The sequence below is a fragment of the Sphingomonas bacterium genome (assembly GCF_903644055.1).
In the GTDB taxonomy this organism is placed as follows: domain Bacteria; phylum Pseudomonadota; class Alphaproteobacteria; order Sphingomonadales; family Sphingomonadaceae; genus Sphingomonas_I.
In genome coordinates, this window is the sequence record NZ_CAHJXD010000061.1 from 1 (window position 1) to 24134 (window position 24134).

15 protein-coding genes are annotated in these 24134 nt (G+C 65.0%); 8 read left to right on the forward strand and 7 right to left on the reverse strand.

Features of this window, described 5'->3' with window-relative positions; translation table 11 throughout:
* Positions 1-673, forward strand: a 673-nt coding sequence (locus HUU94_RS02500) for an amidohydrolase family protein (protein WP_174273546.1), incomplete at its 5' end; no start/stop codon positions are given.
* 357 nt (positions 674-1030) lie between these two features.
* Here the strand turns inward: HUU94_RS02500 and HUU94_RS02505 are convergent.
* Positions 1031-3538, reverse strand: coding sequence for a TonB-dependent receptor (locus tag HUU94_RS02505; protein ID WP_174273547.1), 2508 nt, complete (start codon positions 3536-3538; stop codon positions 1031-1033).
* 262 nt (positions 3539-3800) lie between these two features.
* Here HUU94_RS02505 and HUU94_RS02510 point away from each other — a divergent pair, with 262 nt between their 5' ends.
* The 7 genes from HUU94_RS02510 to HUU94_RS02540 all read left to right on the forward strand — a co-directional run bounded on the left by HUU94_RS02510 (position 3801) and on the right by HUU94_RS02540 (position 13328).
* A complete protein-coding gene (locus HUU94_RS02510) occupies positions 3801-4358 on the forward strand; it encodes a nuclear transport factor 2 family protein (RefSeq protein ID WP_174273548.1) in 558 nt (185 codons plus the stop codon).
* Between the two features lie 269 nt (positions 4359-4627).
* On the forward strand, positions 4628-5467 hold the full coding sequence (locus tag HUU94_RS02515) for an SUMF1/EgtB/PvdO family nonheme iron enzyme (RefSeq protein ID WP_174273549.1): 840 nt from the start codon (positions 4628-4630) through the stop codon (positions 5465-5467).
* A gap of 349 nt (positions 5468-5816) precedes the next feature.
* Entirely contained in the window at positions 5817-8222 is a 2406-nt protein-coding gene (locus HUU94_RS02520) for a TonB-dependent receptor (protein ID WP_174273550.1), read from the forward strand.
* A gap of 1 nt (position 8223) precedes the next feature.
* Positions 8224-9483 carry a hypothetical protein gene (locus tag HUU94_RS02525; protein ID WP_174273551.1) on the forward strand — a complete coding sequence of 420 codons (1260 nt, stop codon included), beginning with the start codon at positions 8224-8226 and terminating at the stop codon, positions 9481-9483.
* A gap of 5 nt (positions 9484-9488) precedes the next feature.
* Positions 9489-10829, forward strand: a complete 1341-nt coding sequence (locus HUU94_RS02530) for a DUF1254 domain-containing protein (RefSeq protein ID WP_254601893.1) — start codon at positions 9489-9491, stop codon at positions 10827-10829.
* Between the two features lie 32 nt (positions 10830-10861).
* Positions 10862-12520, forward strand: a complete 1659-nt coding sequence (locus tag HUU94_RS02535; RefSeq protein WP_174273553.1) for an arylsulfatase — start codon at positions 10862-10864, stop codon at positions 12518-12520.
* Between the two features lie 61 nt (positions 12521-12581).
* Positions 12582-13328, forward strand: coding sequence for a response regulator (locus HUU94_RS02540; protein ID WP_254601888.1), 747 nt, complete (start codon positions 12582-12584; stop codon positions 13326-13328).
* Positions 13329-13336: 8 nt separating this feature from the next.
* On the opposite strand, the gene HUU94_RS02545 is transcribed toward HUU94_RS02540, so the two are convergent.
* From HUU94_RS02545 to HUU94_RS02570, 6 genes are all read right to left on the reverse strand, one after another.
* Positions 13337-14893 carry an ATP-binding response regulator gene (locus tag HUU94_RS02545; protein ID WP_174273555.1) on the reverse strand — a complete coding sequence of 519 codons (1557 nt, stop codon included), beginning with the start codon at positions 14891-14893 and terminating at the stop codon, positions 13337-13339.
* 89 nt (positions 14894-14982) lie between these two features.
* Complete coding sequence (locus HUU94_RS02550) at positions 14983-16464, reverse strand: NCS1 family nucleobase:cation symporter-1 (RefSeq protein WP_254601889.1); 1482 nt, start codon at positions 16462-16464, stop codon at positions 14983-14985.
* Positions 16461-17543, reverse strand: coding sequence for a pyrimidine utilization protein A (rutA, locus tag HUU94_RS02555; protein ID WP_174273556.1), 1083 nt, complete (start codon positions 17541-17543; stop codon positions 16461-16463). Before rutA ends, HUU94_RS02550 begins: the two co-directional genes overlap by 4 nt.
* A 113-nt stretch (positions 17544-17656) precedes the next feature.
* A complete protein-coding gene (gene rutB, locus HUU94_RS02560) occupies positions 17657-18346 on the reverse strand; it encodes a pyrimidine utilization protein B (protein WP_174273557.1) in 690 nt (229 codons plus the stop codon).
* Between the two features lie 65 nt (positions 18347-18411).
* A complete protein-coding gene (locus HUU94_RS02565) occupies positions 18412-20676 on the reverse strand; it encodes a TonB-dependent receptor (protein ID WP_254601891.1) in 2265 nt (754 codons plus the stop codon).
* Between the two features lie 588 nt (positions 20677-21264).
* Positions 21265-24134: hybrid sensor histidine kinase/response regulator (locus HUU94_RS02570; protein WP_174273558.1), on the reverse strand; the 2870-nt coding region annotated here is incomplete at its 5' end.

The following is a 24134-nucleotide window of genomic DNA, read 5'->3' on the forward strand; positions in this document are numbered from 1 at the left end:
GGGCGGCACCGCGCAGCCGCCCTCGCTCGACAGCCCGGCCGACGTCGGCAACACGCTGATCAACATCCAGATCGTCGCGCCCGTCGCCGATCTGCTATTCTCGCCGATCCTGCGCAAGTTCCCGGCGCTGCGCATCGCAATGTCCGAAGGCTGCATGGGCTGGGTGCCGTTCCTCAAGGAGCGCGCCGACGCCGCCTACCGCAACCACAAATTCTGGACGCACCAGGATCTGGGCGGGATGCTGCCGAGCGAGCTGCTGGAGCGGCATTTCCTGTTCTGCTTTCACGAGGACGATTTCGGGCTGCGCATCCGCCACGAGATCGGGATCGGGCAGATCACCTGGGAATGCGATTTCCCGCATTGCGACAGCACCTGGCCCAAGTCGCCCGAGCGGCTGTGGGAGTCGGTTCACGCCTTCCCGAAGGAGGAGATCGACCGGATCACGCATCTTAACGCGATCGATTTCCTGCGTTTCGATCCGTTCCGCGACATTCCCCGCGCGGCGGCGACAGTCGGAGCACTACGCGCCACGGCCGCGCACGTCGATGTCACGCCAAAATCGATGGGCGGCGAGTCACCCACGCGCGCGATGGGTGCACTGAGCACGGGCGATATCCGCCGCTTCATGATCGAGGCGGAGCAGGCGCTCGGCAAGCAGGTCGAACTTCTCTAGAGTCGGATGACTTCAGCTTTATCCGCTCATGCTGAGTAGAGACCGAGTAGCTCCGGAGGAGCGTATCGAGGGCTCGTATCGAAGCACGGGCTCCTCGGCCGGTCCTTCGATACGGGCTCTCGACAAGCTCGATCCCTACTCAGGATGAGCGGAAGAGTGGGTCAGTCTAAAGTCCTGCTCTAGAGGCCGTCTGTTCAAGCTGAACCGTCAGCCCGGCCTTGAACCGGGGTGACGAATGTTCAACGTCAACGGAATGGCCTCCAGGGGCGGCCCTCGCCATGCAAAAAGACGACGCGGTGATCACCACCGCGCCGCCCCTTTTTCCAGGCCGCCGCGATCACTCGCGGCGGTCCTTCTTCAATATTTGAAGCCGAACTTCACGCCGATCGTACGCGGCTCGTTATACTCGTCGTAGCTTTCGTAGGCGAACGCCGAAGAGATGATCTTGTATCGCGTACCGGTCACATTGTCGCTGAATACGGTGACGGTGTAGCGGTTGCTCGGATCGGTCCACGCGATCTGGACGTTGCCCAGCACATAGCCGTTTTCCTCGAACCGCCCCTTCTGCAGCGCGTCGGTGCCCGCCGCGCAGAAGCCCTGCGTCCCGGCGACGAAGGGAATGTCGGCGCCAGCCGCGTTACGGCTGACCCGCGTGCACTGATAGGAGGCGTTCTGCGGCGAGTAGCGCGTCGAGAATGCCACCGTACCCGAAGTGACGAGCTTCCCACCGAGCAGACGGGCCGTATAGTCCGCCCCGACCGATCCACTGAAATCGGGCGCACGCTGGAGCCGACGCCCCGTCCACGATCCGATAACCGAGGTATTGGTTCCCGTCGGGCCGAGGATGACATTGGTCGCGTTCGCGAAATTTGTGTAGCGGGCATGGAGATATTCCAGGCCGACCCGGAAGTTCAGGCCGCTTTGCGGTATGCGATAGGATAATGTCGCATCGACGCCGTAGATGTGGGCACCGCCGCTGTTCTGGATCTTGGTAGTGATAGTCGGGGAATTCGGGTCGAGCGCCGAAACCTGGTTATTCTTGTAATCATAATAGAAGCCCGCGAGTTCGGCATGGAGCGGACCCTGGTTGGTCTTGAAGCCCAGCTCATACGCCGTCACCGTCTCCGGCTTCAGCGAATTATAGTTGGGCGCCGTGTTGATCGTCCCCGCCTTGAAGCCGCGCGAGACCGAACCATAGACGTTGGTGTCGTCGTCGATCTTGTAGCGCGCCACGATATGCGGCGTGAACGCATTGTTGCTGTCGCTCTTATACGCCGAGCCCGAGCACAAGGGGGAAATCGCGGCAGCGGTCGGCGTCGACGGCGTCGGCCCGATATAGACGGGGTTCACGGCGTCGGAATAGCAGACCGTACTTTCCGACGAAGCGAACAATCCGCTCTGCGAATATCGAAAGCGATTGAGTGTCTTCTCGTCACGGCTGTATCGCGCACCCGCCGTGACGAAGAAGTGGCCGCCGAATGCATATGTCGCGTCGACATAACCCGCATAGGATCTGGTGTTGAAAAAGAGGGTCGTCGCAACCGGATTGGTGGCGGTTCCGATATCCTCATAGGCGTTGGGGGTCGCGAACTTGTCGCGATAGTAGAATGCGCCGGCGAGGATCGTCAGCGCGCCGAACTGACCGTTATAGTCGAGCTGCTGCGTGAAGGTGCGGCGGGTGTTGTTCTGAATGCCGATATAGGCCGTGCCAAGCGGATTTGATCCCGCATCGTTCGGTGTAGCGTCCAGATCATAGACCTGGAGGTCGCGCTGCTTGCGATAGGCGCTGCGCGACGTCAGCTTGCCGAGATCGCCAAGGCCGACCTCGACAGTCGCATTGAATTCGTCCGATTTGCTTTCATTCTTTGGCTGGAAGTTGAGCGACGTCCTGTCCCGCTGGTTGGCCACCGGATAGCCGTTGTAGCTGGCGGCGGGGTTGAGCGCGGCTCCGACGATCTGATAGGCGAACGCGCGCGGATCGTTGATGTAATTGTGCACATACGCCAACGTGACGCGCACGTCGGGAGACAGTTCGACCAAAAGCTTCGGACGCACCGACCAATTCTCGAACGGCGCGCTATTGTTCCCCGAACGCTTGAGATAGCTCGTCTCGGTAAGCGGTTGGAAACCGTTGCCGCCGAACGTGTAGGTGGTCGGATCGAGAACGACGTTGGGCGCGAAATTGTTGATGTCCTTGATGTAGCCATCCGTCTTGCGATAATAGCCGGCGATGCTGAATTCGATGCCCTTGGTGATCGGGCCCGACGTGAACGCGCTGAACTGACGATCATTATAGCGCGGGGCGTAACTCACCGAGCCATCCGCCACCAACGTGTCGCTTGGGCCGCGCGTCGTGATCAGGATCGCGCCGCCGGTCGCGTTACGCCCATAGAGCGTGCCCTGCGGCCCCTTCAGCACCTGAACATCCTGGACGTTCGCGAAGTCCTGATTGATCGAGAGCTGATCCGAAGTGTAGAAACCGTCGACGTAAACCGCGACGTTGGTTTCCTGGCCACCGCCGGCAAAGGTCGTCGATACGCCGCGGATGGACGGCTGCGTATAGGATCCCGATCGTGAGACCTGAACGCCGGGCGCGACCACCGCGAGATCCTGGAATTTCTTGACGCCGGCCGTTGCGAGAGCGGCGCCGGATACAGCGGTCACCGAAGCCGGGACATCGACCTGCCGCGCCGCGCCGCGCAATGCAGTGACGACGATTTCCTGGCTGGCCGAAGGATCGGCATCGGCCACCGGCGGCTTGGTCGCCGGCGCGGCCTGGGCAAACGCCGGCGCCGGAAGGCACGCGACTCCGGCGAGCAACGCGGCGACGATCGCGCTGCTACGGGCATGATTGTTCGATTGCACTGACAGCTCCCCATATAAGCCCACTCTCGGGGCATTTTTTTTGGCCGATCTATACCGCCGCCAGCAGGGTATGCCCAAGCTTTCAGCGTGGAGGATCAACCATCATGTATTGCTCACGACATCGCTAGTATGACCACATCGGTTGGAAGCAGTTTAGCGTTTTCCGCACAACCGCTGTGCAACAGCACTACCCGTTGCGCATAGTGTGCGTCTTTGTATTGAATAAGAGTCCGTTTTTGACATATCAAAAAAGAGATGGTTGATGAGTGATCCTGCGGTTCAGGAGATGCTGGACAAAAATGAGATCTGGCACCGGCTGCTCAGCATCGCGAGGGGATGCGACCGCTTTGATCGTGATCTTGTGCTTTCGGGCTATCATCCCGACGCCATCGACAATCATGGGTCATTTGCGGGCAGTCCGGAGGCGTTTGTGGACTGGGCATTTGCCTGGCACAAACAGCATCAGAAGGGGCATCATCACGCCCTGTCCAACCATTGGTGCGAGATCGATGGACCGGTTGCCCATAGCGAGACCTATTACACCTTCTTCGGGGTAAATCGGGAAGGGGATCATTCGATCGCGACGGGTCGATACATCGATCGCTTTGAGAAGCGTGAGGGTCGCTGGGCGATTGCGGACCGGGTCTGTGTCCGCGAAATGTCGGGCGACATCGCAATATCCGAGACCGCCAAGCTACGCTCCATACCTTTGTTCGACACCGGGCCCTGCCGGCGCGACGCAACCGATATCTCTTATGTTCGCCCGCTGGTGGTCGATCGGACGATCCTCGATAACGCCGATCAGACGAAGGAGGTCTGACCAGTGTCATGCAACGGTTGTCGCGACAGGTGCGGACGTAACTATGCCGGCAACGCGCATCGGCATCAGGAGCTTCTTGGACGAAAATCGCGTGTTTAAAGATTCCCTATCATCGAGCAGGATTTATCTGCTTGGCTCTTCCGACAGCGCGCTCATAGCCCGATAGCGGATCGGAATGGGAGGCCGCCGCGGCCGTGCAATCACCTGCAACAGCGCCCGCTCGATCGGGTGAGCGAAACGCGCGCGCGCTCGTCGGCAGGGTGACGCTCATGCTGCTCGCCGTTGGCGGGCTGATGGGCGCGAAGCTGACGGGTATCGAGGATCGGATGGTCGCGGTCCCCGCCGGAATGGTTCTGCTTGGCGAAGACGGGTCCGGCGTGCCGGGCACGTCCGTAGGGGTCGCCGCGTTCAGGATCGATCCGCACGAGGTGACCAACCGCCAGTTCGCCGCCTTCGTCGCGGCGACCCGTTATCGGACGCAGGCCGAGCGTGAGGGCGGCGCGCCCGTCTTCGTCATGCCGCGCGCGCCCGTATCGATGGACGATCCCGCCGGCTGGTGGAAAATGATCCCGGGCGCCGGCTGGCGTCACCCCTTGGGCCCCGACAGCACGATCGTCGGCCATATGGACGATCCCGTCGTCCAGGTCAGCTATGACGATGCCGCGGCCTATGCGGCGTGGGCGGGCGGCAGGCTGCCGACGGCGACCGAATGGGAGCGCGCGGCGCGCGGCGATCAATCCGGCGCCCGTTCACCGACGAGCTGGATCCGCGATGCCGCAGGCGGCGCCATCGCCAACAGTTGGCAAGGGATCTTTCCGATCCGGGACACCGGGGACGACGGCCATGTCGGGATCGCGCCGGTCGAAAGTTATCGTCCGAACAGCTTCGGTCTCTACGACATGGTCGGCAACGTCTGGGAATGGACGAGCACGGAAGGGGCAAGAGGCACCCGGACGCTGAAGGGCGGGTCATTCCTGTGCGCGGCCAATTACTGCGCCAACTACCGGCCTGCGGCGTGGCAGGCGCAGGAGCACGACCTCGGCGCATCGCACATCGGCTTCCGGATCGTCGCGCCGGTCGTGCCGGTGAGGATGAGCGCACGCAGCTAGTCTTGGCCGTATGCGCCAAATGCGGCATGATTTTGCATGTCCATCGTGCGCGGTGCATCGCTTTGCCCAAGCGATCCTCAGTGCAGCCAAAGAGGATCGGCCAGCAATCGGCTAGGCTTCCTATAAAAGCGTGATCTCCGACAATCATCTTGTTGTCGATGATCTCCCGATCCGCGCGACGGTTCGGCACCATGGCTGCCGCTAAAGAATCTCTACCAAGCTGTAGCGCTCTTCTATTTTGACCGCTTAATCCCCACTCCGTAGCTATGGATTACCGCGGAGGCAGTGATCGACGCGGAACGTATCTCGCCTCACCCAACGGTGCGGACGAGCGAACAAGGGGACTGAAATGACCAATCCGGGGGCGTGGTGCCGCTTGCGCGGCACGACGGCGATTCTGGCGCTTGCCTTGGCGAGCGGAGTGGCGCGCGCCGAAGCGCCGGCTGGGGCCGAGCCCGCCGCGCCCACGGCGGAATCGCTCGATCCCGTCGAAGATATCGTCGTCACCGCCCGCCGCCGCGAGGAAACCGCGCAGAACGTGCCGGTCGCGCTCAGCGTCGTCAGCGCGGAAGCGCTCACCCGCTCGGGCAGCATCAACATCAACCAGATCCAGCAATTGGTGCCGAGCCTTCAGGTCACCGCGACCAATCCGCGCAACTCCGTGATCAACATCCGAGGGCTCGGCGCCAACAGTTCGATCGCGGTCGACGGGCTGGAATATGGCGTCGGCTTCTACGTCGACGGCGTCTATTATGCGCGCCCCGGCCAAGCGCAGTTCGACCTCATCGACCTCCAGCAGATCGAGGTGCTGCGCGGGCCGCAGGGCACGCTGTTCGGCAAGAATACGACGGCCGGCGCGATCAACGTCACCACACGCCTGCCCAGCTTCGACCCCGAATTCGTCGGCGAAGCGACGTTCGGCACCTATGCCTATCATCAGGTGCGCGCGTCGGGATCGTTTCCGCTGATCGACGACAAGCTCGCCATCCGCCTGACCTTCGCAGACACGCATCGCGACGGCTTCCTGACCAATCTCTACGACGGCAGCGACGCCCAGAATTATGACAACACCACGATCCGCGGCCAGTTGCTCGCCAAGCCGGCCGAGAACCTCACCGTTCGCCTGATCGGCGACTATGCGCGCCAGGCCCAGCATTTCGCGCTGACGATCTTCGACGGCTATTTCACGACTTATGGGAATGGCGCGCCGATCGCCAACAACATCATCGATCGTGCGGCGCGGACCGGTTACGCGCTGCCCTCGTACAACGCCTTCGCCCGCCTCGGCAATTCGGACGCGCCCTTCCAGGCGAACATGAAGAGCTACGGCGTCTCGGGCCAGGTGGATTGGGACCTCGGTTCCGCGACGCTGACATCGGTCACCGCCTATCGCTGGTGGGACTGGTATCCGAAGAACGACGTCGACGGCACGTCGCTTTCGATCAACGTCGCGGGCCAGCAGATCAATCACCAACGCCAGTTCAGCCAGGAATTGCGCGTCGCGTCCGACGGCAGCCACAAGGTCGATTACGTCGCCGGCGTCTATTATTTCTGGCAGGTCGTGCGCGGCTATGGCGACACCGCTTATGGCCCGGATTATGCACGCTGGAACCTCAATCCAGCGACGACCCCCGCCGCCACCATCGCCAACACCAACCTCGCGCTCAACGGCTTCGCAGCAAAGTCCTTCTCGAATCCTTCGACCAAGAGCTATGCGGCGTTCGGCCAGCTCGATTGGCACCTGGCCGACAGGCTGACGCTGACCACCGGCCTGCGCTACACGCACGAAAACAAGAAGGGCGTGTTCAATCAATTTTGGGTCGCCGGCGTCGATCCCGCGACACTACCGGCGGCACAGGCGGCGGCGGTCCTTGCCACCCGCAACGCCTTCAATCCGATCCTCAACTTCTCCGCGAAGGACAGCGCGGACGCGCTCACCGGGCTGGCGACGCTCAGCTACAAGGTCGCGCCGGACGTCCTGGTTTACGGCACCTATTCACGCGGCAACAAATCGGGCGGGCTCAATCTCACCGCCGGCGGCGCGTTCCGGCCGGTCGTCGATCCCGAGAAGGTCAATGCCTACGAGATCGGCCTCAAATCCCAGTTCCTCGATCGCCGGGCGACGCTCAACCTCGCGGCGTTCAACACCGAAATCCGCGACTATCAGGCCTCGATTACCGAGCCGATCGCCGGCACCACCAGCGTCATCCAATATATCGCGAACATTCCGAAGGTACGGTCGCGCGGGATCGAGGGTGACTTTGCATTTGCCGTCAGCCGCTGGATCAACCTCTCCGCCTCGGCCGCCTATGCCGACGCGAAATATGTGACCTTCACCAATTCGCCGCAAGCGGCCGAACGGCTTAACGTCAGCGCCATACAGGATCTGTCGGGACAACGGCTGACCAACGCGCCCAAGTTCGTCTACACGCTCGCGGCGGATGTCGCCCAGCCGATCGGCGATGTCGGACGCTTCGGCGCGATCCAGGCCTATGGCCACGCCGATTTCGCGCACCGATCATCCTACAATACGGCGGCGACCAACAGTATCTACGGCATCATCCCGGCCTATGGCCTGGTCAACGCCCGGATCGGACTGCGTACCGAGAACGGCCGCTGGGATCTCTCGATCTGGGCACGCAACCTCTTCGACAAGGATTATTATATCAGCCGGTCGGGCGCCAATTACGGCCTGATCACCGGCCTGCCGGGGGAGCCGCGCACCCTAGGCGTGACGCTGCGGACAAAGCTCTGACGTGCGCGCCTGGGCTATCCTCGCGGGCGTAGCGGCGGCCCTCGCGCCGCCCGCTTCGGCCGAACCACCGCGCGTTCCAAGTTGGGATGCTTTCGTCGACGGCCTGCGCGACCTGCCGACGCGGATGCTCGCCCGGCTTTCACCCGCCGAGCAGGCGGACCCGCAGATCCGCGCGGAGGTAGCGCGCCTGGCCTTGGAGGCGCTGGTCTCCTCGGGCATCGACGCGCTCGCCAGCGACGGCGATCATCCCGCCTTCATCGCCCAGATCAACCAGGTGCTGAACGTCGGTCAGCCGAATGCCGACACCAGCTACCGGAGCGCGCGGATAACCCCGGGCGGCACCTATCGCATCCGTGGCCGGAAGGGATCGCTGCGGATGGTGCGGATCAGCCAATCGGCGCCGATCAAGCCATCGGCAGGGTCCCGCCTTCCCAATCTCGGCCCGCAGCGCCCGAGCTTCGACGTCAACGCGCTGCACGCCGACGGAAAGGGCCGCTTCGACGTCATCCTGAGCACTGCGCGGCCGGTGGGCTATGCCGGCGACTGGTGGCGGCTGGCGCCCGACACCGATCGCCTGCTGCTACGCATGGTCAGTTCCGATTGGGGCAAGGAAGCCGAGCCGAGCTTCTCGATCGAGCGCCTCGATGCGCCCGCCAATCGCTCCCGGCCCAGCGCCGCGTCGATCGACCAGCGGCTGCGTGCGCTGCCGGCGACGATCGACTTCATCGCGCCGCTGTTCGTCGACCATGTCGATCGCCTTCGCGCCGAGGGCTATGTCAACCGCCTCAAGGTCTTTGATACGGCACAGCTCGGCGGGCTGCTCGGCCAATTCTATTATGAGGGCGCCTACGACCTGCCCGACGGCGAGGCGCTGATCGTCGAGGCGAAGGTGCCTGCCCGATGCCTGTACCGATCGCTCATCCTCGCCAACGCCCTCTACGAAACCACCGACTGGTACAATAATCACAGCAGCCTCAACGACTCCCAGGCCAGGCCCGATGCCGATGGCGTGCTCCGGATCGTCGTCTCGGCGCGGGATCCCGGCGTGCCGAACTGGCTCGACACCGCCGGCTATCCCCAAGGCGTGATCCAGGGCCGCTGGGCCGAGTGCGATACGCAGCCGGTGCCGAGCATCCGCAAGGTCGCCTTCGCCGACATCCGCCGGCTGCTCCCCGCAGCCACCCCCACTATCACGCCCGCCGCACGCGAGACCCTGGTCCGCGATCGACGGGCGGCCCTTCAGCAAAGGTCGCTCTGGTGAACAGCATGATCCCCCGCCGTCATTTCCTGGCCGGTTCCGGCCTTGCCGCCGCCTCCGCTCTCCTGGGCGCCCGTCCGGCCTGGGCGGACGATCGCGCCGCTCTGGCCGAGGAAGCGTTCCTCTGGGGCGTGCCGCTCGTCCTGACCGGCCGCTACCTGAAGATCGCCGCCGACGCAGGCCTCGCGTTCAACCGCTTCTACCTGAGCCCCGATCTCGCGACACCGCAGACCCGCGCGCTCGGGCCGCAGGTCGATACGCTCTACGGTCTAGGCTGGATCGATCTCGCGGACGGGCCGCAGGTCATTTCCGTCCCGGACACGCACGATCGCTATTATTCGATCCAATTGCTCGATGCCTACGCCGACAGCTTCGCCTATATCGGCCGGCGCGCCACGGGGACGAAGGCGGGCGCCTATGCTCTGACCCCGCCCGGTTATCGCGGCAGGCTCCCGGCCGGCGTCACGGAGATCAAGGCGCCGACCAGCAAGGTGCTGGCGGCCGTTCGAACGCTGGTGCGGAGCAAGGCCGATCTACCGGCCGCCCGCGCGATCCATGGCGCTTACACGCTGGGGCCGCTGTCCGGCTATCCAAAGGCCCAGCAACCGGGCGTCTTCCGCGCGGAATCGCTCAACATCCTGCCTGTCGTCGATCTCTCGAAGGCGGGCATCGGCTATTTCGAGGAACTGAACCGGCTCGTCGCGGACTATCCCCCGCTTGCCTATGATGCGCCGCGGCTTGCCCGCTTCGGATCGCTGGGGATCGGACCGGGACGGCAGCTTTCTAGCGATCCCGCCATCATCGCCGCGCTCACCGCGGCCATCCCCGCGGGGCTCGCCCGCATCCGAATGCCCAAGACGAACTGGACCGCCAATGGCTGGAGCACACGGCTGGACGTCACGCCGTTCATCCAGGATCCGGTCGCCCGCGCCGCCACCAACCTCTACGGGCCCGGCACCCAAATCGCCGAGGAAGCCCTCTATCTCAGCGCGCAGAAGGGCCCCGACGGCGAGCCGCTGTCCGGCGCCAGGCGCTACAGCCTGCGCTTTCCCAAGGGGCAGCTACCGCCGGCGGGCGCCTTCTGGTCGGTGGGGCTCTATACGAAAGACATCTTCCTCTACGATAACGAGATCGACCGCTACTCGATCACCGATCGCACCGATGGCCTGCACTTCGCATCCGACGGATCGCTGACGATCCTGATCCAGCACGATCGCCCGGCGGATCCGAACGCCAACTGGCTGCCGGCGCCGGCGGACCACTTCCTGCTCACGATCCGCGCCTACCAGCCGAAGCCGGCCCTGCTCGCCCGGCAATATCAGCTACCGCCGCTTTCGCTCGTCGCCTGACCATCGACCGCTCAAATCCCGAGAGGACCACCATGAAGCGCATGTTCCTTGCCGTTGCCACAGCACTCGCGTCGACGGCCTTGGCTGCCGCGGCTTCGGCCCAGACCCAGCCCAAGCGGCCGAACTTCCTGATCATCGTCGCCGACGATCTCGGCTTTTCCGACATCGGCGCCTTCGGCAGCGAGATCGACACGCCGAATCTCGATGCGCTCGCGCTCTCGGGCCTGCGCTTCACGGGCTTCCACACCGCACCCGCCTGCTCACCGACGCGATCGATGCTGCTCACCGGCAGCGACAGCCACCGCGTCGGCCTCGGCGCGATGTCCGAAGTGACGCAGGACAATCAGCGCGGTCATCCGGGCTTCGAGGGCTATCTGCGCGCCGACGCGCCGACGCTGGCGGAGCGGCTGTCCGACGCCGGCTATCGCACGCTCTTCTCGGGCAAGTGGCACCTGGGCGTGACGCCGCAGCAGGATCCGCATGCGCGCGGCTTCCAGCACAGCTTCGTCCTCGCGCAGGGCGGACACAATCACTTCGGCCTCGACCAGTCTTCCGACCCGCTGACCGGCAGCACCTATCGGGAGGATGGCGTGCTCGCCCCGAAGCTGCCAGTAAACTTCTATTCGTCCGACTATTTCGCCGACAAGCTGGTCGCCCAGATCAAGGATACGAAGGCAGGGCCCGATGGAGCCAAGCCCTTCTTCGCCTACCTCGCCTTCACCGCGCCGCACTTCCCGTTGCAGGCGCCGCCGGAGACGATCGCCAAGTATAAGGGCCGCTACGATGCCGGCTACGAGGTCCTCCGCCAGCAGCGGCTCGATCGCCAGCGACAGCTAGGGCTCGTCGCGCCGACGACCGTGCCGCACCCGCTGATCGCCGCCCGATCCTGGGCATCGCTATCGCCTCAGGATAAGCAGGTCGCCTCGCGCGAGATGGAGACCTATGCGGCAATGGTCGATCGCCTCGACAAGGCCGTCGGCCGCGTCGTCGCGGAGCTGAAGCGGACGGGCGAATTCGACAATACCGTGATCCTGTTTCTGGCGGACAATGGCGCCGAGGGCATGGATCTTGCCGGATCGGCGCTGCCGGTCGTGCGCCGGCTCGCGAAGAACAGCAGCTTCGACACGATCGGCAGCGCCCAATCCTATGTCAGCTACGGCCCCGGATGGGCGCAGGCGGCGACGGCGCCCTCCTATCGCTTCAAGGCCTATGCGACCGAGGGCGGCACCCGCACCGTCTCATTCCTCTCGGGTCCGGTCGTCCGCGCCCCAGCGGTCACCGACGCCTATCTGCACGTGACCGACGTTGCGCCAACCTTCCTCGATCTGGCCGGCGTGAAGGTCGAGCCCGGCACGTTCGAAGGCAAGACGGTCCAGCCGATCGACGGCCTGAGCTGGCGCCCGCTGCTGACGGCGAACAAGCCGGTATATGCCGCGGACCGGCCGATCGGCAACGAGCTGTTCGGCTCGCGTTCGATCCGCGAGGGCGATTGGAAGATCACCGACATCAGCGACGGTCGCTGGCGCCTCTACGACATCGCCGCCGATCCCGGCGAAACCCGCGACCTTTCCGATCGGGAGCCCACCCGCAAGGCGGCCCTGATCAAGGCGTGGGACGCCTATGCGGCGCGGGTGGGAATCGTCCTCCCCTCCCCTCGCCTGCATCCGCACCCTCTATTGGAAGGCGAGTGATGCGCAGGCGCTGGGGCGTTGCGTCAAGCATATAGCCCCATCGGGTCCCCGGGCTTGCAAATTGCCGTCGGCCGACTACGATTATGGCGCGCATTCTTCCCAGAGCATCTCTTGGAAAATCATACTGAGCCAGCCGAATGTCCTGAATAGCTGCGCCCGTGACGATCGCGGTGCATTGCGGATTCTGATTGCCGACGACCATGGCATATTTCGAGCCGGGCTGCGCATGTCGCTGGAAAGCGACGACCGGGTCGCGCATGTCGTCGAAGCGCAGGATTTCGACGCCCTGATGGCCGCGCTTCATCACGGGCGTCCGGACATATTGATCCTGGACCTGCACATGCCAGGGCTGGTGCTGCTCGACGGGCTGAGACGTGTGCGCCAGCAACTGGGTGATGCGCCGATGCTCGTCCTGTCGGCCTCCACCGATCCGGACGACATGATCCGGTGCCTGGGTGCCGGCGCCTCCGGTTACGTCACGAAGGCATCGGATATGCCGATCCTGTTCGACGCGATCGCCTTGGTGCTGGCCGGGGGCATCTTCGTGCCTTCGGATATCGTCGCCGGCCAGGGCGAGCGGATCGGCCACGCGGGGGCCGCGTCACCGCCGCGCCTGACCCGCCGGCAGGCCGAAGTTTTCGATCTGGCGCTGGAAGGCCATGCGAACAAGCAGATCGCCTATCGGCTGGGCATGGGTGAAGGGACGGTGAAGACCCATCTGGCGGCCGTCATGCGCGCCTATGAGGTCAACAACCGCGTGCAACTGCTTCGCAAGGTCGGATCGGCGAAGATCAAATCCTGGCACTGAACCGATCGTCAGCGCGTCGCGGGGAAGCCGGATCTCGCAAGCTCCGCGTTCAGGACTGCGAACAGGACATCGGGCAGGACCGGCTTGTGGACGACTTTGCGCAATGCCGGGTTGGCGCGCCTGATCTCGTCGAAATCATAGCTGCCGGTCAGGACGATGCCGGGTATCGCCCTTTGAAAACGCCGTTCCAACTGGTCGAACGCCTCGAATCCGTCGATATCGCCGTCGATATGCCAGTCGGCGATCAGGAGGTCGGGCGGCTCGTGGGCGATCCGCGACAACAATGCGGCCGCGGATCGGGACCAGACGACCTGTCCGCCCCAGGCCCGCAACAGGCCTACCAGCGCATCGCAGACGTCGGGATCGTTTTCGATCAGCGCGACCCGGCATGATTGCGGCAGCCGCGGCAGATCGGACCGGCCCGGCATCGCATCGCCCTGGAGCGCCGCGCCCGATCGATGGCGGGGCACGTCGATCCAGAAGACCGATCCCCGGCCCGGTTCGGATCGCATGCCAACGGCATGCCCGAGCAGCCGGCTGAGCCGCTCGACGATCGCCAGGCCGAGGCCAAGGCCGGGCGACTTGCCGTCGACCTGCGCGGGCGGCGCGGACTGCACGAACTCCCAGAAGATCTGCCGCTGCATCTCCGGCGCGATCCCGCAGCCGGTGTCCCATACCTGGATGCGGACACGCTCGCCGCGCGCCCGCGCGGCGACTAGGATCGCCCCGCTGGACGTGAACTTCAAGCTGTTGGAGACGAGGTTGCGTACGATCCGCCCCAGCAGTTGGGCATCGGAATGGGCGATCAGCGCGGTCGGCCGTACCACGATGCGTATCCCGCGCCGCCGCGCATCGACGGCATAGCCCTCCGTCACCGTCGTCAGCAGGTCGCGCAGGTCGATCGGGCCGAGCGCCGGCCTGAGCGCGCCGGCGTCCAGCCGGCTGTATTCGAGCAGGTCCTCGAGCAATTCCATGCTGGCGATCAGCGCGCGGCGCGCCGCCTCCAGCGCCTTCCCGCCCGGATCGGTCAACGTCTCGCCCTGGAGGCTGCCGAGCAGCAGCGCCATCGCCTGCAGCGGCTGGCGGATATCGTGGCTGGTCGCGGACAGCATCTTGGCGGTGGCGGCGGCGCTGACCTCGGCGCGGTCGCGCATCGCCACCAGATCGGCGGTCCGTTCGGCGACGATCCGTTCCAGCCGATCGGCGGCGCCGACGCGTTCGGTGATGTCGGTATGCGTGCCGGCGAGCCTGATCGCCCGGCCGTCCGCGTCGCGCACCGCCGCCCCGCGCGACAGGATCCAGCGCCATCCGCCATCGCGGTGGCGCAGCCGGAATTCGACGCGGTAATCCTGCTGGCCGCCTGCGATGAACGCTTCCAGCGCGTGGAGCACGCGGTCGCGGTCGTCGGGATGCAGGAAGGCATAGAAGACGTCGATGTGCGGCTCGGTCTCGCCCGGCTGCTCGCCGACCAGTTCCCACCATCGCGGCGAATAGAAGGAGCGGCCGGTCGGCACGTCCCAGCCCCAGATGCCGTCATTGGCGGCGACGGCGACGAGTTGCAGCATGGTGCGGCCGGCGCCGTCCGGGTCGGTCCAGAACCGGTCTATTCCGTCGTGCGGTGCGGCGCCCTCCCTAGACGGATGGTCCGCTCGGTTCACCCGCCATGGTCCGGGATCGCCGCAGCGGCGCGCCCCGCGCCGCGCATCGCCCCATAATAGACGAGCGAGGCGACCGCCGCGCCGACGAACCAGGCGTAGGGATAGGGCGCGATCAGGATAGCGGGCATCCCGCCGAAGCGCGCCGGCAGGGCGGTGGCCAGGAAACCGGGCAGGTTGGGCGCGATGCCGACGACCGTCGCCGCGACCGCCGCGGGATTCCAGCCGCCGCGATAGCCGTAGCGCCCGTCGTGGCGGTAGAGGTCCTCGACCGCGATCCGGGTGCGCCGGATCACCCAATAATCGGTGATGAGAATGCCGGCGATCGGGCCGAGCAGCGCCGAATAGCCGACCAGCCAGGTGAAAATGTAGCCGCCGCTGCTCTCGATCAGCTTCCACGGCAGGATCGCCGCCGCCAGCACCGCGGTGATGAGCGCGCCGCGCCGGTAATCGATGCGGCGCGGCGCGATCGCGGCGAAGTCGTAGGCCGGCCCGACCAGATTGGCGGCGATGTTGCACGACACGGTATCGATCGAGATGACCAGCAGGCCGATCAGCACGCCGGCGCTCGGCAGGTTGCCGGCCAGCTCGACCGGGTCCCAGATCGCCCGGCCGAAGACGATCCGCGTCGCGGCGGTCGCCACCACCGCCACGACCGCGAGCAGCGCCATCGGCGCGGGGAGGCCGATCGACTGGCCGAGGAACTGGTCGCGCTGGCTGCGCGCGAAGCGCGTGAAATCGGGAATGTTGAGCGCGAGCGTCGCCCAGAATCCCACCATCGCGGTCAGGCTCGGCCAGAATATCGCGGAGAAATCGACCGCCGCGCCGCTCGCGTTCCTGCCCGGCGCCGCCGAGAACAGCGGCGACAGCCCGCCCAGATGGCGCATCGCCCACACGAACAGGCCGATGCAGATCGCGATCTTGATCGGGGCGGTCCAGGTTTCCAGCTTGCGCACCATCTCCAGCCCCTTGGAGACGAAGGCGAGCTGGATCAGCCAGAAGGCCGCGAACGACAGGAAATGCGCCAGGTCGATCCCGATCAGCGGCAACGTCACCCCGTCGCTGCGCCAGCCGGTCAGCACGACCACCAATGCAAGCAGTGTGTTGCCGCCCACCCAGGTCTGGATGCCGTACCAACCGCACGCCACCAGCGCGCGTGCCAGCGCCGGCACCCTCGCGCCGATCGTGCCGAAGGCGCAGCGCAGCAGCACGGCATAGGGGATGCCGTAGCGCGCGCCGGCATGTCCGATCAGCAGCATCGGCACGAGCACGATCATGTTGCCGAGCAGGATCGTCGCGATCGCCTGCAGCGGCGTCATCCCCTGGTCGATCAACCCCGCCGCCAGCATGTAGGCGGGGATCGAGATCACCATGCCGATCCACAAAGCGGCGAAATGATACCAGCGCCATGTGCGGTCGGCGGCCGCCGTCGGCATCAGATCGGCATTGCCGAGATCGTTCGCGCCGCCGTCGATCGTCACGCGCCGCGCGCCTGGACGGTATCGCGGCGGCTTTGCATCAGCGGCTGGATCCGCGTGCCGAAATTTTCCACGCCCACGACGAAATCGTCGAAGGTCAGCAGCACGCCGCCGGTGCCCGGCACCCCGGCGACCTCGTCCAGCATGCGCGCGACCTTCTCATAGGAGCCGACCAATGTGCCCATGTTGATGTTTACCGCCGACGTGGCCTCGCTCATCTGGCGTGTGTTGGTGGTCGCGGAGACGTTGTTGGCGGCGGTCTGGTCGGTCAGCCAGGCCAGCGCCTCCTGGTCGGCGCCGTCGCGATAGCTCTGCCATTTGGCCTCGGCGGCTTCGTCGGTCTCGTCGGCGATGACCATCATCAGGACGAAGGTGTTGACCGGGCGCCCGGTCTTCGCTGCGGCGGCGGCGAGCCGCACGTTGACCGGCTGGAAGGCGGTCGGCGTGTTCACCCCCTTGCCGAAGCAGAAGGCATGGTCGGCATATTGCGCGGTGAACGCCAGCCCCTCGTCGGACGAGCCGGCACAGATGATCGTGATGTCGGTCTGTGGGCGCGGGCTCACCCGGCAGTCGGTCATCTCGAAATATTCGCCCTTCAGGTCGGAACGGCCCGTCGTCCAGAGGTCGCGCAGGATCTGTGCATATTCGGACAACATGTCGTAGCGTTTCACGAAGTGCCCGTCACCCGGCCACAGCCCCATCTGGTCATACTCCGCCTTCTGCCATCCCGTCACGAGGTTGATTCCGAACCGCCCGTGGCTGATCGAATCGATCGTGACGGCCATGCGCGCGACGATCGCGGGCGGGAGGGTCAATGTCGCCGCGGTGGCATAGAGCTTGATCCGGTCGGTGACCGCCGCAAGCCCGGCCATCAGGGTGAAGCTTTCCAGATTATGATCCCAGAATTCGGTCTTGCCGCCGAATCCGCGCAGCTTGATCATGGTGAGCGCGAAATCGAACCCGTAATGCTCGGCCTTCTGCACGATCTCCCTGTTGAGATCGAAGCTCGGCATATATTGCGGCGCGTTTTCCGAGATCAGCCAGCCATTGTTACCGATGGGCAGGAATACTCCGATTTCCATGATGATCGTCCCTTGGGAGAATTGCGTTGAAGGCTTGCGCTTCGGTGAAGGTCACTTCGCGAAACGGGGCGGATTGACGGGGGTCGTCGGCGGTTTCTCGCTTCCAAGCTTCGTCATCGGGCGATCGCGGCGGTGAAATCCGCGACCGTCGACACCCATCCGAAGAAGGTCTCGACATTGTAGACCGACGCCTGCTGAAGGAAGGGAGGCCCCAGATGATGGGTCGCGTCCTCCAGCATCACACCGAAATATTCGAGGTGGAAGCCATCGCGCAGCGTACTTTCGACGCAGACGTTGGTGGCTATGCCGACGAATATGAGGTTGCGGATCCTGCGGGCGCGCAGGATGCTGTCGAGCTGGGAATTGAAGAACGCCGAATAGCGCGTCTTGGCCAGGCAGATATCGCCGGGTTCGGGCGCGAGCGCGTCGACCAGCGCATAATCCCACCCGCCCCGCGCGAGCAGCCGGCCATCAAGCTCCGGCCGCGCCCGCATGGTCTTCAGCGCGTTGGACTTGTGCCAGTTGGGCGAATGTTCGGTCCCCGCCTCGCGATAGTCGGGGTCCCAGCCGTTCTGCAGGTAGACGATCTGGAGCCCGGCGACACGCGCCGCCGCCAGCGCCTCGCCGATGCGGCCGATGACCGACGCCGCCCCCGATATGTCGAAGCCGGCGAGATCGACATAGCCCCCGGCCGAGGCATAGCCATTCTGCATGTCGATCACGACGACGGCGGTTTCCGCGGCCAGAAGCGTCAACGGCTCCGGCCGGGCCGACAGCGTGAACGTCCTGCTTTCCCCTGTCATGTCGACGTTCCCATGCGCATGTCGGATCAGGCCATCGTCCCTTGCCGGGGGCAGGGAGGCGTCGGCTAGAACTTGAAGCCGACCCGCCCGATGACCTGGCGCGGCGGCACCAGTGAGTCGAACACCCCGCCCACGCCGAAATTCTCCGCATAGCGGCTGGCGACGTCGGTGCTGGCGGTGACGTTCGTGACCTGCAATTCCGCATACCAGACCTGGTTCGCCGGCTGGAAGCGGGCGTTGAAGTTGAGGAGGAACTGGTTCGGCACCCGATCGGTGATGGGATTGTTGAAGATGCGGAACTCGTAGGCCGAACGGTAATTCGCCTGGAGGAACAGATCGAGCGTGCCGGCATCGCCGATGATGCTCGATTTGGAGATGCTGCCGGCGGCGGAGAAGTGCGGTACGCGCCCCAGCTCGTTGCCGCGCAGATCGACGAACAGCTTGGCCCGCTCCACCAGATTGTTCCCCACGAACGGGCCGCCGGTGTTCCGGTTGACGAGCTGCGCAGTATAGGGATCGATCGCCAGGAACGAACTGTCGACCTTGCTGCGCATCGCCGTCGCGTTGGCGTCGATCCGGAAGCCCGCCGGCAGGATGATCGAGACCTCGCCCTCGATGCCGTAGACATGGCTCTTTGGAACGTTCGTCACACCGCCCTGATAGGGAAGCGGGTCTTCCGAGGGCGCCTGGAGGTTGCGATAATCGTTGTAGAAGGCGGACAGGTTGAGCCGCAGCTTGCGTCCAAACAGCTCGTTCTTGCTTCCCAGTTCGTAGGCGCGAAGAAATTCGTGCCTGAACGACTTGGGAACGATGGTCGACTGTGTGTTGAGGTTGGTGCCGCCCGGTTTGACGCCCGTGGAAAAGCTGCCGTAGACCGTCGATGTCCGCGACAGGTCATATTCGACCGAAGCCTTGCCGGTGATCTTCTTGAACTGGCTGACGAGATGGAGCGGGGGATTGTAGAAGGCCTCGGTATCGGCCGAATATTTGTCCCGGCTGAAACGGGCGCCGCCGGTGATCCGCAACGCATCCGAAAGATGATAGGTCGCCTGGCCATAGCCTGCGATCGACGTGCGCCGCGACTGCGATTCGCTAACGAAAGCGAGGCCTTGTGCGAACAGGACGGAGATCTGGGCGGGGGTCGGATCGAATAGAGGCGTGTAGTTGATGCGCACGGCCGAGTTCTGCTGGGTCTCGTAATATTTCTCGCCGCCCTTGGTGTTCAGGAAGAAGCCGCCGACGATCCAGTCCAGCGCGCCGCCGCTGTGGGAAAGATTGATTTCCTGCGTGATCGAACGATTCTGCCGCAGATAGATCGGTTCCTCATCCTTGTATCCGTACAGGATGAGCGCCTGCCGGCGATCGACAGAATCGCCGGAGTTGATCGCGTTGGTGAAGACCTTCTGATAGCTCGTGATCGACTTCAGTTGCGCGAAATCCAGGTCGTATTTGATCGTACCGGCCACGATCCGGCTGCGAACCGTCTGCGGATTGGGATAGTCGTTGCTGGTCGTCCGCACGCCGGGAATCGTGTCGAAGATGTTCTTGATGCCGAGGCCCGCGGTGTTGTTGTCGAAGAATTCCGCCCATAGCCCGAACGACAGCTTTTCGGTCGGCGCCCATAAAGCGTTGATCCTGCCCGACCAGCTATCCAGATCCCCGACCTTCTTGTTCAATTGATTGGGCGCCGTGAACCAGCCGCCATGCCCTTCGTGCTGAAATGCCGCGCGGATCGCCAGCGTGTCGCCGACGGGGATGTTCGCCACGCCGCGCAGGCGGACATAATCGTAGCTGCCGTAACTCGCCTCGCCATTGGCGCGAAACTTCCCGAGCACGGGCGCGCCGGTCGTGATGTTGATCGCGCCGCCATCGGCATTCTGGCCGTTCACGGTTCCCTGCGGCCCACGCAGCACCTCGACCTGACCGGGATCGAGGAAGGTCGCGGTCAGGCTGATCGGACTGGCGACGTAGACGCCGTTCTGCACGAAGGCGACACCGGGCTGGGCGCTGTTGTTCTGCAAGCCGTCGAAGCCGACCCCGCGGATCGTGATGTTGAGGGGGAAGGGCCCCGCATCCGTCACCGTCAGGCCCGGCACCTGCTTGTCCAGGTCGAGCACGGTGCGGATGTTTGCTTTTTGCAGCGTGTCGTCGGTCAGCGCGGTGATCGAGATGGGGGTCTTCTGGAGACGCGTATCGACCTTCTGCGCGGTGACGACGATGTCCTCCAGGGTGCCGGCCTGCTGCTCCTGGGCCATCGCCGGACCGGAAAAAGCCGTCGCCACGACCGCGGACGATGCGAATATGGTGGCTTTATATGATGAACGACGCATGGTTCCCCCTTGACATTAGATTGTCAGTTCCACGCCTTCGCCGACGGCTCCAGCCGCGCCGCACCCTCTCCCCGGCGCTCGCCGTCAAAGGCAAGAGCCCCCTGAGCCCCGCAAAGGGCGCCGCCATTTTTTGATCGATCCGGCCGTCCGCGCGGCACGTCTACGATCCTGGCTTGTTATCAACGACCTACTATCGCCGCTGGGAACGCGCATCTAAACTTACGGCTATCCTGTTGGTTGAGGCCGCGAACACGCAATGGTCGCCGGTTTGCCGCGCTGGCGTAACCGCTGCGGTCGTCGGACGGGATGCAGCGGCAGATGACGGTATTTGGCGGCCCGCGCTGGGCAAGCCAAGTCTGTCCTGTGGACGTCGAACTCTCGTCACCCCGGCCTTGAGCCGGGGTCCCGCTGCCTGCCAAGGCTGAAGAAGAAGAAGCGGGACCCCGGCTCAAGGCCGGGGTGACGGTTCAGCTTGAACGGGACACCTCTCGCGTCGGATCACTTCAGCCTTACCCGCTCATGCTGAGTAGAGACCGAGTAGCTCCGTAGAGCGTATCGAGGGCTCGTGTCGAAGTCCGGCTCCAAGGCTTATGCCGGCGGCAGTTCCCCGGAACCGAGCGGTGTTTCCAGCACCTCGCGCACCTTGGCAGCGAGATCCTCGATGGTGAACGGTTTGCCGATCAGCTCGACGCCGGCGTCGAGCACGCCGTTATGGACCACGGCGTTGCGCGTGTAGCCGGTGGTGAACAGCACCTTGAGGTCGGGGCGCCTCCGCCGCGCCTCCTCGGCCAGCTTCGCGCCGTTCACCTCGGGCATGACGATGTCGGTGAACATCAGCGCGATCTCGGGGTGCGCATCGAGCATTCGGAGCGCGGCTGCGGCACCGTCCGCCTCCAGCACGCGATAGCCGAGCTCGGTCAGGGCATCGATGCTGAACTGGCGCACGGCCGGCTCGTCCTCGACGACGAGCACGATCTCCTGTTGCTCGCCACGCGGCAAGTCGGCGGCATCCGCGATTTCGTCCGGGACAAGTTCGACGCCGATCAGGCGCGGCAGATAGACCTTGATCGTCGTGCCCTCGCCGGGCTCGGAGTAGATCTTCACATGACCGCCGGTCTGCTTGACGAAGCCATAGACCTGGCTGAGCCCCAGGCCCGTTCCCTTGCCCACCTCCTTGGTCGTGAAGAACGGGTCGAACGCCTTGGCGATCACCTCCGGGGGCATCCCCGATCCCGTGTCCGTCACAGCGACCATCACATATTGCCCGGCCGGCACGCCGAGATGGGCGGTGACGTAACGTGCGTCGAGGTGGCAGTTGGCGGTCTCGATGGTCAGCCGCCCGCCTTCCGGCATCGCATCGCGCGCGTTGATGGCCAGATTGAGGATTACGTTCTCGAGCTGGTTCGGGTCGGCATTCGTGCGCCACAGGCCGCCGGCGAGCACCGTCTCCAGCCGCACGTCGCCGCCCAGCGAGTGGCGCAGCAAGTCGGACATGCCGGCGACCAGCTTGTTGGCGTCGACCGGCTCGGGCTTGAGCGGCTGCTGGCGCGAAAAGGCGAGCAGCCGCTGGGTCAAGGTCGCCGCGCGGCGGGCACCATCGGCGGCCGCGTCGACATAACGTTTGGCGCGCGCATCGCTCGCGCCCACGCGGCGGTTGAGCAGGTCGAGCGAGCCGATCACCACCGCGAGCATATTGTTGAAGTCGTGCGCGATGCCGCCGGTGAGCTGGCCGACCGCCTCCATCTTCTGCGCCTGGCGAAGCTGCTCTTCGACAGCCTGCTGGCGCGTCAGGTCGCGGCTCGATCCGATCAGGCGGACGATCCGTCCCTCGCCGTCGCGCACCGGCACCAGCACCGTGTCCCAATGGCTCCGCTGCCCCTTGATCTCGAACGTCTCGCGATATTGCGAGACTTGGCCTGAGGCCAGAACATGCCGATAGTGCGCGCGCGCCGTCTCCAGAAGCTCGGGCGGCACCACCTCGTCCATGCGCCGGCCCTGCACGTCCTTGAGTCGCAGGCCGACGGCGGCCTGGTGACGAGGGTTCAGATCCTCGATGACGAAGTCGCCGTCGGGCAGCACGCCGATCACGAACAGCGCCTCGGCGCTGTTCTCGAAATAGGCGCGATAGAGCACGTCGGCCTGCCGCCGCGCGGCTTCCGCCTCGGCAAGGCGGCGCTGCTCGGTGACGCGCTGGGTCACGTCATAGACGAACTGATAGGCCCCGATCTGACTGCCCTGCGCGTCGCGCAGCACGTTATACTTCATCTCGTAGCAGCGTCGCTCGAGCCGCTCGTCCCCGAACGCACCCAGCTCGGTGAATTCCTCCCCGCCGAGCGCCCGGCCCCACACCTCGCGCACCGCCGCCTGTTGCTCGGGCCGGTCGGCCAAAAGGTCGAGCATGCTGTCGCCGACCTTCGGGCGGACGCCATAGATCGACATGAACTCGTCCGCCGCCGCCCGGTTGATCGCCAGCCAGCGATATCCGGGGTCGGCGACCTGGACGAAGGCATCGGTTCCTTCGACGATATCGGCGAGCAGCTTGCGTTCGGCGAGCGCCGAAGCGACCCGCTTCTCCAGCGTGTCGTTGAGGTCGCGCAGCGCGGCCTCGATCTGCTTGCGCCGGGTGATGTCGACCGCGGTGCCGACGACGCGGAGGCAGCGGCCGCCATCGTCGAACACGCCGCGCCCCTTCGCCGCGATCCAGCGGACGACGCCATCCTCCTTGCCGATGGTGCGGTAGTCGACGTCGTAGAGCGCGCGCCGTCCCGGATCGGCCGCGGCGGCATAGACCGCCGAGGTCGCCTCGCGATCGTCGGGGTGCAGACCATCGTAAAAATCCTGCATCGTCACCGGCACGTCCGCCGATATGCCGAACATCGCCTTGGTCCGCGGCGGCCAGATCAGGATGTCGTTGACATGGTCGACGTCCCAGAAGCCGATCTCGGCATGGTCGACCGCCAGGCGCAGCCGTTCCTCGCTGTCGCGCAGCGCCGCCGCGCTCCGGTTGCGCTCGGTCAGGTCGAGCATCGCGCCGATCATGCGGGTGGCGCGTCCGTCGGGGTCGCGGATGATGTGGCCGCGGTCGAGCACGTGGGCGTAGCTGCCGTCGGCGCGCCGGAAGCGATATTCGTCCGACCAGCTTCCCGCGTCGCCGTCCACGGCCGCGTGGATACTCGCATCGACCCGCGCCCGATCGTCGGGATGGATGTGCGCGATCCACCAGTCGCCGCTGGGTTCGACATCATGGGGGGCGTGGCCATAGGCGGTCTGAAGCGCCTCGTTCCACGACACCGTGTCGGTGGCGAAATGCCAGTCCCAGATCGCATCGTTGGTGGCACGGACCGCGAGGCGATGCCGCTCTTCCGTCTCGCCGCGCGCGCGGTCGGCGGCGATCCGGCCGGCGATCTCGGCCTCGAGGCGCTCGGCGCGCTGGTCGCGCTCGGCGACGGCGCGGCGCA

Bases quoted from the DNA above. Each gene is read 5' to 3' on its own strand.
- HUU94_RS02510 (WP_174273548.1), top strand. From the start codon at position 3,801: ATGAGTGATCCTGCGGTTCAGGAGATGCTGGACAAAAATGAGATCTGG.
- HUU94_RS02515 (WP_174273549.1), top strand. From the start codon at position 4,628: ATGCTGCTCGCCGTTGGCGGGCTGATGGGCGCGAAGCTGACGGGTATC.
- HUU94_RS02520 (WP_174273550.1), top strand. From the start codon at position 5,817: ATGACCAATCCGGGGGCGTGGTGCCGCTTGCGCGGCACGACGGCGATT.
- HUU94_RS02530 (WP_254601893.1), top strand. From the start codon at position 9,489: ATGATCCCCCGCCGTCATTTCCTGGCCGGTTCCGGCCTTGCCGCCGCC.
- HUU94_RS02535 (WP_174273553.1), top strand. From the start codon at position 10,862: ATGAAGCGCATGTTCCTTGCCGTTGCCACAGCACTCGCGTCGACGGCC.
- HUU94_RS02545 (WP_174273555.1), bottom strand. From the start codon at position 14,893: ATGCTGCAACTCGTCGCCGTCGCCGCCAATGACGGCATCTGGGGCTGG.
- rutA (WP_174273556.1), bottom strand. From the start codon at position 17,543: ATGGAAATCGGAGTATTCCTGCCCATCGGTAACAATGGCTGGCTGATC.
- rutB (WP_174273557.1), bottom strand. From the start codon at position 18,346: ATGACAGGGGAAAGCAGGACGTTCACGCTGTCGGCCCGGCCGGAGCCG.
- HUU94_RS02565 (WP_254601891.1), bottom strand. From the start codon at position 20,676: ATGCGTCGTTCATCATATAAAGCCACCATATTCGCATCGTCCGCGGTC.